The organism is Desulfogranum marinum, assembly GCF_963675105.2.
Lineage (GTDB): Bacteria > Desulfobacterota > Desulfobulbia > Desulfobulbales > Desulfobulbaceae > Desulfogranum > Desulfogranum marinum.
In genome coordinates, this window is sequence record NZ_CAXXRO010000004.1 from 94,604 (window position 1) to 108,859 (window position 14,256).

General features: G+C 44.5%; 11 protein-coding genes, 1 tRNA gene and 1 pseudogene. 10 read left to right on the forward strand and 3 right to left on the reverse strand.

Translation table 11 applies throughout. The features are described from left to right. Positions 1–1,368: 1,368 nt before the first annotated feature. Positions 1,369–1,767, forward strand: a complete 399-nt coding sequence (locus ACHZCY_RS09220) for a hypothetical protein (RefSeq protein WP_319548689.1) — start codon at positions 1,369–1,371, stop codon at positions 1,765–1,767. Positions 1,768–1,779: 12 nt separating this feature from the next. On the opposite strand, the gene ACHZCY_RS09225 is transcribed toward ACHZCY_RS09220, so the two are convergent. Next, entirely contained in the window at positions 1,780–3,039 is a 1,260-nt protein-coding gene (locus ACHZCY_RS09225; protein ID WP_319548690.1) for an AI-2E family transporter, read from the reverse strand. 97 nt (positions 3,040–3,136) lie between these two features. On the opposite strand from ACHZCY_RS09225, the gene ACHZCY_RS09230 reads away from it, so the two are divergent. The 5 genes from ACHZCY_RS09230 to ACHZCY_RS09250 all read left to right on the forward strand — a co-directional run bounded on the left by ACHZCY_RS09230 (position 3,137) and on the right by ACHZCY_RS09250 (position 7,162). Further along, entirely contained in the window at positions 3,137–4,222 is a 1,086-nt protein-coding gene (locus ACHZCY_RS09230) for a branched-chain amino acid aminotransferase (protein WP_205223968.1), read from the forward strand. Positions 4,223–4,468: 246 nt separating this feature from the next. Continuing rightward, complete coding sequence (gene groES, locus ACHZCY_RS09235) at positions 4,469–4,759, forward strand: co-chaperone GroES (RefSeq protein ID WP_319548691.1); 291 nt, start codon at positions 4,469–4,471, stop codon at positions 4,757–4,759. Between the two features lie 41 nt (positions 4,760–4,800). Beyond that, positions 4,801–6,450 carry a chaperonin GroEL gene (groL, locus tag ACHZCY_RS09240; RefSeq protein ID WP_319548692.1) on the forward strand — a complete coding sequence of 550 codons (1,650 nt, stop codon included), beginning with the start codon at positions 4,801–4,803 and terminating at the stop codon, positions 6,448–6,450. Between the two features lie 196 nt (positions 6,451–6,646). After that, positions 6,647–6,723, forward strand: a tRNA-Met gene (locus ACHZCY_RS09245). Positions 6,724–7,063: 340 nt separating this feature from the next. Continuing rightward, positions 7,064–7,162 carry a PEP-CTERM sorting domain-containing protein gene (locus ACHZCY_RS09250; RefSeq protein WP_394713425.1) on the forward strand — a complete coding sequence of 33 codons (99 nt, stop codon included), beginning with the start codon at positions 7,064–7,066 and terminating at the stop codon, positions 7,160–7,162. A gap of 132 nt (positions 7,163–7,294) precedes the next feature. On the opposite strand, the gene ACHZCY_RS09255 is transcribed toward ACHZCY_RS09250, so the two are convergent. Next, positions 7,295–7,555, reverse strand: a complete 261-nt coding sequence (locus tag ACHZCY_RS09255) for a hypothetical protein (RefSeq protein ID WP_205223965.1) — start codon at positions 7,553–7,555, stop codon at positions 7,295–7,297. 426 nt (positions 7,556–7,981) lie between these two features. Here ACHZCY_RS09255 and ACHZCY_RS09260 point away from each other — a divergent pair, with 426 nt between their 5' ends. From ACHZCY_RS09260 to ACHZCY_RS09270, 3 genes are all read left to right on the forward strand, one after another. Continuing rightward, positions 7,982–8,647 carry a 7-cyano-7-deazaguanine/7-aminomethyl-7-deazaguanine transporter gene (locus ACHZCY_RS09260; protein ID WP_205223964.1) on the forward strand — a complete coding sequence of 222 codons (666 nt, stop codon included), beginning with the start codon at positions 7,982–7,984 and terminating at the stop codon, positions 8,645–8,647. Between the two features lie 602 nt (positions 8,648–9,249). Continuing rightward, on the forward strand, positions 9,250–9,837 hold the full coding sequence (locus tag ACHZCY_RS09265) for a TetR/AcrR family transcriptional regulator (RefSeq protein WP_319548693.1): 588 nt from the start codon (positions 9,250–9,252) through the stop codon (positions 9,835–9,837). A 229-nt stretch (positions 9,838–10,066) separates the two neighbouring features. Continuing rightward, positions 10,067–11,452: an MATE family efflux transporter gene (locus ACHZCY_RS09270; RefSeq protein WP_319548694.1), complete on the forward strand. Its 1,386-nt coding sequence runs from the start codon at positions 10,067–10,069 to the stop codon at positions 11,450–11,452. 106 nt (positions 11,453–11,558) lie between these two features. Here ACHZCY_RS09270 and ACHZCY_RS09275 read toward each other — a convergent pair whose 3' ends face one another. Then, complete coding sequence (locus tag ACHZCY_RS09275; RefSeq protein WP_319548695.1) at positions 11,559–12,971, reverse strand: sigma-54 interaction domain-containing protein; 1,413 nt, start codon at positions 12,969–12,971, stop codon at positions 11,559–11,561. A 913-nt stretch (positions 12,972–13,884) separates the two neighbouring features. On the opposite strand from ACHZCY_RS09275, the pseudogene speD reads away from it, so the two are divergent. Further along, a pseudogene (speD, locus tag ACHZCY_RS09280) lies at positions 13,885–14,256 on the forward strand (S-adenosylmethionine decarboxylase); the annotation flags it as partial.

Sequence of the window (14,256 nt, forward strand, 5' to 3'; positions counted from 1 at the left end):
GGTAACGTGTCTTACGTAAGCCCGAATTTCTCATGAGCATTTTGCTCATTTTCGGAAAGATCGATAATTTTAATTTGATACTATTAAAATTAATCAGGTATAAAATTAACAAAATGCTCACCAAAGGTCAGTCCATCCGGTACCATCTTCTTCAGTATTTTGGCAGTAAAAGGTAAGCGTAGACTCCGATAGTCAACTATGATTCACTTCCAAAAACTTTGAACCTGGTACCGCCTGAACTGATGAGAAATCCGGGTACCTTCGATTTCTAAGCGATGCTCCCGGTTCCCTTATCAACACGGTGATAATGTATCCGATTGCACACAATTCCTTTTTCTTTTCTGATTACGTACAAAACTCAGCCAATTTTTTTTGGGCCCGGGAGACAGATCGGAGTCTTCGCTTACCTAAATTTCTCAGTACTGAGGTAGGGGACTGATCGAAGTCTACGCTATCTTTTTTTCATGGTTTTTTATGAAAATTAATCTGTCTCCCGGGTTAAAAAGAGAAATAAAATCAGTCCCCTGTCTGTTTCGGTAGATAATTGGCTGAGTTTCATGGGTAATCAGATTTTCTTTTACAAAGGTCAGTCCAACGACCATCATTTTCACCACTCTTTCGGCAATGAATATAGACAGCGACGGTTTTCCACGCTTACCCGGAGTCTTCGCTTACCCGGAGTCTTCGCTTACCCGGAGTCTTCGCTTACCCGGAGTCTTCGCTTACCTATTCATAACCAAAAATTTGAACCTCGCGCCGTCTGAACGGATGAACAATACAAGCAAGGGCCAAATATTCCCTTTCATTGTATGCATTAACTGGTGCGGGTCCAAATAAAATCAAACAAAAGCCAATGTTATTGGTAGTACCAATAACCGAAAAACATGTCCAGTACAACCACAAAACAACAATATAAGCAACCTATAGTTGCACATCGTCAAAAAAATTCTCTTCCAGAGAGCAATGCAGACTCCACCCAGGAATTACTCCAAAGCGATCTTAGCGGACTCTATTTCACAAAAAAGGGCACTATACCGGCACCCAACTCTTCACCACCTGCGCCTGTCCAACATACTTATGTATCGAAGTCGGGGCTTGTCTGTTATCTGTTAATCGGCATGCGTGTGAACATTTGGAGCACTGCTGAACAGCTACGGTACGGGGGAGATTGACAATTTTCAGGTATTAGCAGAGTGGTTACAAAAAGACTTACCGGAAGTTTACTGTCCTCCGCCGACATTTTGTTTTACATTGCAAGTAAGACAGAAGAAGGATTACAACCCAAATTTCTCATGACCTTTTTGACTTTAAACTCAATTAATTAATGTTATTGCTTAAAGGTAACCTTTCATACACAGAGCAGATGATATGAAAAATATAGAAATACGAAGATCGGATAACGGAACAGTCGAGATACGAGCAGCCCAAGAAATCGATCACGATCAGGCTGATGCTCTTTTCCGTACCGGAAAAGCAGAACTGGCGGACCCTTCCTGCCAGTGTCTTGTTATTGATTTACGATCAACTCGACTGCTTGAGAACTATTCACTGTATAAAATTTACAAGCTTATCCATATCCTTCAGGAAAATGTTGACCAACACGAAATAAAACCACTCACAACCGTCCTCTATACCGGCGAAACAAAAAAACGGCAATTTCTGGAAGAAACAGTCAACCTGGAAGGTATCAGGCTGAGGTTTTCAGAAGGACCGACCAACAAACAACTCCGGCAGAAACAGCCGTGCTCATCATTTCACGTCCAATAGGCAAAGATGCGATCAGGTCGAATGGTCCTTCATGGAGCTATTCCCCTCGTTGCAAGTCGCAACAGAGTGCTCCTCACTTATAGGGCCTGAAGCTGGCGGGACACTCGCGCCTTCATGTCTGCCCTGAGTTGTTGTGGTCCCATTATCCAGCACCACGCTATATTCGTTTAAATACATATCAGAAAGAGTCAGAAAAGCGGTCACAATCAGCGGCCCATAAATAATTCCAAGTACACCAAACAAACTCATCCCGCCGATGATCGCCAAAAAGACAAGCAAGGTATGCATTTTCACCTGACTGCCGACAAATTTCGGTTTTACCACATATTCTACAGAAAAAGACAGCACCACATAAAACAAGAGAGTAATCAGGGCTTTGGCCGTTAACCCATTGAGCAGTAAAATGACGGCTGTCGGCACCAACACAAGCCCGATGCCGAAAATAGGCAAAAAGGCAACCACTGCCATCACCGCCCCCCACAGGACAGGTGATTTTAACCCAAGCAGAGAAAAGAAAATTCCTCCCAGAGTACCCTGAAACAGTCCGCTTAATCCATTCCCCACCAGAATGACTCCTGCTATCTCCATAAATTTGTGCATCAACAATCTGTTCTGATCATCAGGCAGCGGTGAGAGTTTGGTCAGGAAAGCAATCAGCTTATCCATTTCAATCAACAGGAAAAAGACAACCAAAATCAAAATGCAAAACTGCCAGGCAAAACTCATCACATTGGCAGCCCATGCAGACGCCTTATTGTAAATAAACATGCCCACGGTTTTACTGACATTAGAGACAAGCTCCGTAATGTCAGGCGGTTCGAAGTTGACACCATAGCCGACAAGGATCTCTTGAACCTGCTGCACCCATGTATTATTTTGGATGACTTGCGGCAGTTTGAGCAGTACATTACTGTCCTTGCCGAGGTGATACAGGTTCAACGCTTCCGAGGAAAGTGCACCAACGCAGAATGTGAGCGGAATAAAAACGATCAGCGTTATAAGCCCACATGTCATGCAGGAGGCCATCCATGATGACACCCACCTGCTGAGCCAAGTATAGATTGGCCGAAAGATACCGGCCAACAAAAATGCAAGGATTAAAAACTGACCAAACGGCCAGAGAACCCAGCCGAGCATAAGAGTAGACAGCAGAAAAATTACAGTAAAAAATTTGGCTTGAACAGGAGTTAGCACTCTGTGCTCCTGCCCGATATCGGGGGCACCAGGCTTTTCTACAACAACATTTTTTTTATTCGATTTCTTACGTACCATAAGGAAAGACCATAAAGCATGGCTCAAATTAATGCTAGGTTATCTCATCGTACACTCTACGAAACCGGATACGAATGGTAATTTAGAAGAGGACACAATGATAAACAATGATATTGAAATAGCGGTACAAAAAGTACCCGAAGATCAATTAAAAACCAAACCGGATCAAAACAACCTGGGGTTTGGCAATTTCTTTACCGACCATATGTTTTCCATGCATTGGAACAGACAACAGGGTTGGCACGAAGCAAAGATACACCCTTTCCAGCAACTCCAACTGGATCCGGCGGCCATGGTTCTGCATTATGGGCAGGCCATCTTTGAAGGACTCAAGGCATACCGTACCAAAGATAACCGAATCTTACTCTTTCGGCCCCAGGATAATTTCGCACGAATGAACAAGTCCGCCATAAGGATGTGCATGCCACGCTTCCCCGCCGAAAGAGTACTCCAAGCGCTCCGTGCTCTTATCTATCTTGACAAAGAATGGGTCCCTCACGCAAAGGGAGCAACCCTCTATATTCGCCCCACCATGATTGCAACCGAGCCAATGCTTGGCCTGCGCGCGGCTGAAGAATACCAATTTTTCATCATTAACTGCCCAGTTGGTGCTTATTATTCAGAAGGCTTTAATCCCACCAAAATCTACATCGAAGACGAATATATCCGGGCAGTACCGGGAGGTGTGGGTGATGCCAAAACAGCCGGAAACTATGCGGCCAGCCTCAAAGCGCAAATAGGAGCACAAAAGAAAGGGTACACTCAGGTTCTGTGGCTTGATGCCAAACAACGAAAATACATTGAAGAAGTCGGCACTTCCAATATTTTTTTCGTGATTGACAATGTGCTCATCACTCCACCACTCAAAGGTTCGATTCTTCCTGGAATAACGCGCGATTCAGTGCTTCAGCTGGCTGAAGACTGGGGAATGCAAGTGGAGGAAAGACGGATTTCCATCGACGAAATCGTCAAAGCCTGTGAAGATGGATCGCTTCAGGAAAGTTTCGGTACCGGGACAGCAGCCGTCATTGCTCCAGTGGGAGAATTTTGTTATCGGGAAAAAGAGTTTACAATTAACGGTGGCAACACCGGTCCTGTGGCACAAAAGCTGTACAACGAGTTGCAAGCCATCCAGTTTGGTGAGCAGGAAGACAACCACGGATGGGTAGTCCCGGTAAGCTAAAAAAAAACAAGACCAACCACACGCCACCTGCCTTTACCCATAATTTCAACATGTTGGGCGGATATTTTTTTCCGCCCTTATCCCCTTGATTTTTCAAAAACCATCACTAATGTATGGCGCAGTTTGAAATCAGGAGCTCCGTTTTAGTCCTATACACATAACAGCGCAAGATGTGTCGTTAGGTATGACGCATTTTTAAGCTTACATTTTACAATACAAAATAACTTAGTAACAGGAGGAGTATTAATGAAGATTCGTCCATTGAATGACCGCATTCTGGTCAAAAGACTGGAAGAAGAGGAAAAAACCGCAGGTGGTATCATCATTCCAGACTCTGCTAAAGAAAAGCCTGCTGAAGGCGAAATCGTAGCTATCGGTCCTGGCAAACTTAATGATGCTGGTGAGCGTGTTGCCATGGATGTTGCGGTTGGCAATCGTGTGCTTTTTTCAAAATACGGTGGCACCGATGTCAAGCTTGATGGAGAAGACTTCCTTATCATGCGCGAAGATGACATTCTTGGCGTAATAGAAGCCTAAACAACTCACAGTTATTATTGTAACCCTAGGAGATATATAAGATGTCCGCAAAAGAAATAAAGTACGGTGCTAAAGCTCGCGAAAAGATGCTTGCCGGCGTTAACACCCTTGCAGATGCAGTAAAAGTTACCCTTGGTCCTAAAGGCAGAAATGTACTGATCGAGAAATCATTTGGCGCTCCAGTTATCACCAAAGACGGTGTTACCGTTGCCAAAGAAATCGAAGTAGCTGACAAGTTTGAGAACATGGGCGCCCAGATGGTTAAGGAAGTTGCTTCCAAGACCTCTGATGTAGCAGGTGATGGTACCACCACTGCCACCGTTCTTGCTCAGGCCATCTACAAAGAAGGTGCTAAGCTGGTAGCTGCCGGATCCAATCCGATGGAAATCAAGCGTGGTATTGATGCCAGCGTTGAAGCAGTGGTTGCAGAACTCCGCTCCATCGCCAACCCAACCAAAGAGCAAAAAGAAATCGCTCAGGTTGGAACCATTTCCGCTAACAACGACAACACCATCGGTAACATCATTGCAGAAGCAATGGACAAGGTTGGTAAAGAAGGCGTTATCACTGTTGAAGAAGCAAAGTCCATGGAAACCTCTTTGGACGTTGTTGAAGGTATGCAGTTTGATCGCGGTTACCTTTCTCCTTACTTTGTAACCGATCCTGATCGAATGGAAGTCAACATGGAAGATCCTCTGATTCTCATCAACGAGAAAAAGATCTCTAACATGAAAGACCTTCTGCCTATCCTGGAATCTGTAGCGAAAATGGGCAAGCCACTGTTTATTATCGCTGAAGATGTAGATGGTGAAGCACTTGCTACTCTGGTTGTCAACAAACTGCGCGGCACCCTGAACATCGCTGCTGTGAAAGCTCCTGGTTTTGGTGATCGCCGCAAAGCAATGCTTGAAGATATTGCCATCCTCACCGGCGGTCAGGTTATCACCGAAGACCTTGGCATCAAGCTGGAAAACATCACTGTAAACGATCTTGGTACTGCCAAGCGCATTGTTGTCGACAAAGACAACACCACCATCGTTGACGGTGCCGGCGACAAAGAGCAGCTTGCTGCACGTGTAAAGCAGATTCGCACCCAGGCAGAAGACTCAACTTCTGACTACGACCGTGAAAAGCTGCAGGAACGCCTTGCAAAACTTATCGGCGGTGTTGCAGTAATCAACGTTGGTGCTGCTACAGAAGTTGAAATGAAAGAGAAAAAAGCCCGCGTTGAAGATGCACTCAACGCTACCCGCGCTGCCGTAGAGGAAGGAGTTGTTCCTGGTGGTGGCGTAGCTTACCTCCGCTGCCTCAAAGTGCTTGATAAGCTTGAACTGCCGGGTGAGCAAAGCCTGGGTAAAAACATCATTCGCCGTGCCCTGGAAGAGCCTGTACGCCAGATCGCTGCCAATGCCGGCCGCGAAGAGTCTGTGATTGTTGAGCACGTGAAAAACCTCGAAGGTGCTAACGGATTCAACGCTGCCAGCGAAGAGTACGAAGACCTGATTGCAGCAGGTGTAATTGACCCTGCCAAGGTAACCCGTTCTGCACTGCAGAACGCTGCTTCTGTGTCCGGTCTGCTTCTCACCACCGAATGCATGATTGCTGAAGAACCTTCCGACGATGCCGGCGCCATGGGCGGAATGCCTCCTGGTGGCATGGGCGGCATGGGTGGCATGGGCGGCATGATGTAAGCCCTTCCCCACAAGGTTTGTAGAAGTACCAAAGCGTTTTATTCTTCAGTCTTACACTGGAGAATAAAACGCTTTTATTTGTAGCAAAGACTGAAAAGAATAAAAAATGATCTTTTCCTGTTCTTTCTTATTGACAAATGAAGAGAAATTTTGAATATTGTCCCGGTCCAAAGCGACCGTTCACATAGAACACTTTGGCGATGTAGCTCAGCTGGTTAGAGCGCACGGCTCATATCCGTGGTGTCCGGGGTTCAAGTCCCTGCATCGCCACCATTTACATATAAGGCTGCAATCTTCTTCGGATTGCAGCCTTTTTTTATTTTCCATTATTTATTGTGATCACTCACAATGAAATGCTTCATGGGCTCTGGGAGATGCTACAGAGAGGTATTCGCTATGATCATGTCCACCTTGACGCGTTGGGTATTAGCCCGAATTTCTCATGAACTTTTTGATTTTAAACTCAACTAACTGATATTATTGCTTAATGAATAACTGCACGATTAACAGTCAGTTTTTCGTTTTCAATCAAAAAATTCCCCCTTCGGGCTAGTAACCAAAAACAGTAATTTCAGATTAAAAATTTGCACTGCTTTCAGCAAGGCTTGCATATATCGACAATGTTGTAGTCTCCGGCACCCCTGTACCGGAACCAAGAACTCTGCTCCTTTTCGGTGCTGGCGTTGCGGCTGTAAGCAGAAAACGAGACTAAACGCTTTGTGAGGCTATCTTGAATAATTTCCTCTTGCATACAAACCTTTTCCCAAAGAAACAGCTTGTATGTTTGCAAGTGGCCCGTCAGCTTTGATCTCATTTTCTGTATACGTGCGATGGAAGGCCGTCACTACATAGTGGCTCCCACATTTTCGCCGATTTCCATTTTCTCGATATTTCCTCCAAATCGCCGAACTAACCTCTCTGCAGCATAATACTGACAATAGCCCTGGGACAGACCGAGATAGCCTTGCAGGGCCTCTTTATATGCTTTTACGAGCTCAGGATTGTCCATGGCAAGATTTCCAACCTGCACCTTACCAAACCCATCAAGATTAAGAGTGACAATGGCGCACCCTGGGCTAAGTTGCCTGTTAACGACATATTTCATGGCTCAATGTACCTCCCCGGCTAACCGGCAAGCGGTAAACATCCAAAAAAACTATATATTTCAGCGAGATAAAACCAAGCAAGACAAAGTGCAAACAAAAAGAACAGGGCATGACATGCAGTTTATGTACTATACGCCACAGCGTGACACACAGCTTTGAAGATTACGTCTCTCAGCATTACACCTGCTCCTCGGTACAAAGCGCACAAAGCAAAAAATAAGCCGCTTGCATACCTTCCGCCACCTCTTTCCAAATCGATCTTGAAAATATAATGCACAGCGCCTACCGGCATAACTATTTTTACGATTTCCGCTTGCCTTCATTAAAAAATCGGGTATAAATCATTTTCGCTACAATGCCCGCTGATACATCAGCTTTTATACTCACCTCGGGTTCCCTCACCCCGACAACCAAAAAGGAAGAACATGCTCACCCTCACCCAATCGCAGATACAACGTGCCGTCTTTATCCTGGCCACCTTTCATATCCTCATCATTGCGGCAAGTAACTATCTGGTTCAGCTGCCGATCCAGGTTTTCGGCTTCCATACCACCTGGGGCACATTCAGCTTCCCTTTTGTCTACTTGGCCACTGATCTTACGGTCCGTATTTTTGGAGCTGCCGAGGCGCGAAAGATTATTTTCCGTGCCATGCTCCCGGCACTCATCCTTTCCTACCTCATTTCCGTGCTTTTTTTTGAGGCGGTCTTTCAGGGCGTTGCAAATCTGTACACGCTCAACACCTTTGTCCTCCGCATAGCCTTTGCCAGTTTTGCCGCCTACACCCTTGGCCAATTGGCGGACGTCAAAATTTTCTCTCGCCTCAGGCAACATGTGCAATGGTGGCTCGCACCCGGTGCCTCAACCATTTTCGGTAACCTGCTCGATACACTCATTTTTTACTCATTTGCTTTTTGGGCAAGTTCCGACCCGTTCATGGCAACCCACTGGATAGAGATTGGAACCGGTGATTACTGCTTCAAACTCATTGTCAGCATGGTATTGCTCCTGCCGCTGTACGGCATATTTCTCAAATATCTTACCGAACGTATCCTGACGACTCAACCGGAGCGCCAACTCACCACCCCATAGTTCTACACTATATTGAGCAGTACAACCGGGCCCCCGGCTGTATTGCTCAACAGTTACCTTTTACTTAACCTTGAGCCTGGCCAGGAGTAGTTGTTGCCAATCCAGATATTCGCTGATTGAATTTTCAGCCTCCTTGACTGCGTCATATGCATAAAAGTAGATATCTTCATATTTCACCGCTTTTCAGAGGCGCTCAATACCCACGATATACGTCAAGCACCTACTACCTCCCATACTGAGCCTGCCACTATAGCCCGAATTTCTTCTGAACATTGTGTCAATTTATTCAATTGTATATAATTTCATTATGTTAAACGAAGCTAAATGGAGGTACAAATTTCCACAATGTTCGCCTACGGACAGACCATCCGGGATCGTTTTCTTCACTTTTTTCCATTGCCGCCTTCAGCAACCTTGTTGAACAATCCTGTTTAAACCTCTCTGCTTTACCATTTACTTTTGATAAGGATACTTCGTTAAAAAACAATGTATTGATTTTTTCAGTCTCTAATGATACTCTAGTGTCTCACTTGAGCTAATACTGTCTGTTTTCTAACGACTGCTTAAGTAAAACATTGAGATGAGATGAGATGAGATGAGATATGGAACTGTTCGATCAGGCAAGTGTCAACAAGAGCAATAGTCGGCAAACACGGACAAGAGAGAAGGTCCTGAATCTAGCAATGCATGTTCTTGCCAAAAATCCTAAAGCCTCCTTGAGCGAGATTGCAGAGGTGGCGGAAGTCGGCAGGGCTACTATTTTTCGCTATTTCAAGTCGAGAAAACAGCTTGTCAGCGAGCTTATAGTGGAGGCTGACACTAAACTTGAAACTGCAATAAAGCCGATTATCGAGAAAAACCTCAATGCCGGAGATACTCTTGAAGAATTCATAAAAGTTCTCGTTCCCCTTGGCGCCAGTTTTCATTTTTTAAATTCCAACCAGATATACGCGGAAGATTCAGGTATTGATGATTTATATAAAAATCAATTAATGCGATTACGGGAACTTTCTAAAAGATTACGGGCTGAAAACGTTGTCTCTTCCGAAATCCCTCTCGCTTGGGTCGCTGCGGTTTTAGATAACCTGATATACACAGCGTGGGAAACCGTTCTGAAGGGTGACATTGCGCCAAACGATGCTCCAGGACTTGTACTTACTTCGTTCCTGAACGGCTTTTCCCCGCGTTAGCTTTTCCGGCAAAACAGTTCTGGCGATTTCCTGTATTTTCTGCAGGGAACCCATTTCACAATTCTGTGGTGAGACCCAAGTGTCCACCATACTGCCTCCTGCTTTGACTTTTTCAGCAGTATCTGAACACACCCGCAAGACCACTCATTCAGAATAGGCGCAAAAAAGACAAATAAGCGCCGGATGTATTTCGAGTACGCTTTATCAAGTCAAATTTTTCAGGTGACCAATGAATACTGATATTAACCCCGTAACCGGAAAAATATTTCCTGTTTTTTTCTTTTATACTGTCCCTTCTGTCATTGGCTTGCTAGCGATGTCCTGCGCGGTTGTTGTGGATGGATTTTTTTTGGGAAACTATGCAGGTATGACCTCCCTCACTTCCGTAAATCTTACCATACCGGCGAGTGGTCTCTTGTTTGGCCTGGCGCTCATGTTCTCTGTAGGTGGGGCCATCCGCTGCGGAAAATTTATTGGGTCAGGGAACCTCAAGGCAGCCAACAGCAGTTTTTCACAGTCTATTGTTTTTATTTCTCTTCTCTCACTGGTCCTGACCATACTTGGGAAGGTTTTTATGGATCAGCTTGTTTTCCTCCTCACCACGGATAGTGCACTGGCACCTGTAGTGGCGGAGTATCTGGAAATACTTCTCTGTTTCACCGTTTTTCAGCTGGGAGCTCTCTGTCTGTCGTATTTTCTCCGTGTTGCCGGCCAGCCGCTCTGGGCTTCTGCAACAATGATCATTGGATGTTTTATTAATGTTTTTCTAGACTGGCTGTTTATTGCTCAGTTTCAAATGGGACATCAGGGCGCGGCTTTAGGTACCGGTCTCTCTGCAGCTGTTACATTTTTTCTTTTATGCGCTCCTTTTTTCACAAACCGAACCAGGCTTAAGTTTTGCTGGCGTACAAAAGATATTTCGGAGGTAATAAAAGGTGCCATGGCTGGGCTGCCGGAGTTTGTTGATGAGTTTTCTTTTGGAATATTTGTGTTCGTTTTTAACTGGATCATTATGAGAAAATTAGGAGCAAGTGGTGTCGCTGCTTTTTCAATCATAAATTATATGGTCATTACAGTACTGGTCATCAGTTATGGCATTAGTGATTCAATGCACCCGATTATTAGTCAGAATCGTGGAGCTTTGAAGCATAAACGCATCAAGAGCTTTATTATCATTTCGATGCTATCAGTTTTTGCTCTCGGTGTTGCTATAAGTAGCCTGCTGGTTACCAGCCCCCAGGCGGTTTCCGGACTATTCATCCCGTCTGGAGAAAGAGAAACGGTACAGTTGACGAATCATTTTATCTCAAAAATTTGGCCTGTTTTTATTGTTAATGGAATAAATATCGTGCTCGCGGCTTATTTAACTGCAATGAACAGATGCGTTGATTCCACCTTGATAATTTTGTCGAGGAATATTTTCCTTCCTGTTTTTTTTCTATTTATTATTCACATATTAATAGGTGGGGATGGTATTCTCATCGTTCTGCCTCTGTCCGAACTGTGCACCTTTTTTCTTTCTATTTTTCTGCTGTACAAAAACAGACCTGAAAAATTAATCAGTAATGCTTTGATGCCGATCGTTGCTCCGGCGAGGATGTATTCGGTGAAGTAGCTGGTAATCGGCCGGAAAAGTATGTTTGTTAAACTTTTTTGAACAAACGCTTTAAAGTCGTCACTCTTCAGCAGCATGATGGGGCATCGGTTGTACGGCTGAAGAGTTACTTAAAATCTTCCTTGCGTATACCAAGATGTTTCATCTTGCCATACAGGCCCCTTGAGTGGATGCCTGCAATTTTGGCGGCTTCTCCTACCCTTCCGCAAGTCTTGGTAAGTACCATCCTCAGGTAAGCTCCTTCCACCTGTTCCATGACAATTTTCTGAACTTCCGGGAGCGTTTTCCCTTCCCAAAAAGCGACATTCTCAATAACTGGAGCCATGAAAGGACTGATCTGCCTACTCGTTGTATTAAAAACGCTTGGCAGGTCATCCAGTGTTATTTGATCTGTTTTACAGAGCAGGATAGCTCGTTCAATAACATTCATCAGCTCTCTCACATTACCCGGCCACTCATAGTTGCTGAGCGCGGTCATGGCAGGTTTTGAGATGTGGTTGATGTTCTTGGCAATTTTAAATTTGTATAAGGAAAGAAAACGTCGAGACAGGGATGGAACATCCTCTCTTCGTTCACGCAGTGGTGGTATCATTAAGGACATCACATTGAGCCGAAAGTAGAGATCCTTGCGAAAATTCCCCAATTCGACCTCTTTCTGCAGATCCCGATTTGTGGCGGCAATCACTCGGACATCAACCCATATCTGTTTTTCTCCCCCTAATGGTCTCACTTCGAAATCCTGCAAAACTCGCAATAGTTTGGTTTGTAAATGCAGGGGCATTTCACCTATTTCATCTAAAAAAATCGTACCACCGTGGGCGAGCTCAAAAGCCCCTCGGCGTGCCCGTGTGGCGCCGGTAAAAGCTCCACTGGTATGACCAAAAAGTTCGCTTTCAAGCAGCTGTTCCGGTAATGCGGCAGTGTTCAGCGCAATAAAAGGCCCAGAAGACCTGGGACTTTCAGCGTGTATGGCTTTTGCGAGATGTTCCTTGCCCACCCCTGTCTCTCCAAGCAGTAAAATTATAGAATCACTGGGTGCCACCAGCTGGACTTCATTGATAAAGAGTTGCATCGTCTCGCTACTTGAGATGAAGTCGTTCAGTTTTGGCTGGGGACCTTTTTTTCGAGCAAGATGGTTGAATTCCACAAGTTGAAGGCGAGATTCAAGGGTAGCCTGGACAGTGTCAATAAGGTTGTTCAAAGAAACTCTTGAATACAAAACGACATCAGCACCGGCGGCCATCAGCCTAGCGTGTTCCTCCGACGAGTCAACATCATGAACAACCACGGTTGTCGGCGCTTCCGGAAGGTTGTTGAGTTGGTTGATGCTTGAATCAACAGGACGCGGAATAAAGGATTCGCTGATAACAATGATATCGCCACAACTCTGCACAGCATTATGCCATGGATTCTTCTGTTGTCCATGGCACTCCACTTGAATGTCGGACGGCGCAAAATTTTGTTCAATACTCGCTTCCAGCTCCTTGTTTTCCAACGCCAAAATAAGCCGTGTCAGCATGTCGTTCTTTCGCTCAAATATTTTTTTGAATAAAAAGGTAAAAAATTACTGAATTAACGACAGATTCTACCTGGAAACACACAAATCAGCAATGAATTACTTGTTTACTTGAACACCTAGGTTCTACGGGAAAAAATAAGGCCCGAGCTTATGTCTAAATGAAAGATTCGCAAATAAATACCTGTAAAAAAGAGACATATTTTTCGAATAACGAATTTCCATCAAAAAGAGCTGCACCAGGCGAAAAAAAAATCAGTAACATTTTACTCTTTTATTGTTTTCGTAATTTTCAGGCAGGCGGCTTCTTTTTTGTTTAAGATATTGTTTTTGTGATAAAAAAAAGCCTGCTCATGCTTCTCTTCGCTGTTTGGCATCTATTTTGCTGTTAGTGCGGTGTCGTAACTCGTTTGGATTGAACATTTATAGTGAATTTAGCAGATCATGCCTACTCGGCAACAGGGTGTCTAAATGAAAAAAAGAGAATGTAAGAGATCGGAAAATGATTGGCGGGATACCTATAAATCTCTCGCCATGGAAGACACGTTCTACTCCCAGGCAGAAAAAGATAGACTTTACTTGAAAAAGTCTAAGCGCCACCGACCGGTTCATAAAAAGTGGGAAGACTAGGAGTCTTGTCGGATAGAACACTTTTTTTATCAAATCAAGGCATTGTTGGAAAATGAAGCACAGCCATACACTTCACATTGGAATCTGCGCTCACCTGTAAGCGTTATTTTTTTATAACAATAACAATGATTTGAAAAAAGTTTAGTCCCATAGACTCCAAGAAAAACCTTCCCAGGTTTAAACAATGAAAAAAATTATAACTCAACAGGAGACAACAATGCAGACTGTAACGCTTCACACCCCGGAACCGCTGCCGGTCAGAACAGGTTATGAAGGAATTCATGCTATGAACGAGGCCATCGAACGTAACGCCTGGGGGATAGCTTCATCTGTAGATATATATAACTGTGATTCTTCCACAATTCGCGACGCCGATGCTATACGCCGTTTTGTCGTTGAATTGTGTGATCTGATTGAAATGAAACGGTTTGGAGAGACCCAGGTGGTACATTTTGGAGAAGACGAACGAGTGGCTGGTTACTCGATGGTTCAGCTTATTGAGACATCATTGATTTCCGGACATTTCGCCAACCAGACCAACGCCGTCTATCTTGACGTGTTCAGTTGTAAGCCGTATTTGCCCGAAACGGTACAGCAATTTGCCCAGGAATATTTTGAGGGAAGTCACAGTAATCTTAATGTCAGTTTGAGGTACTGA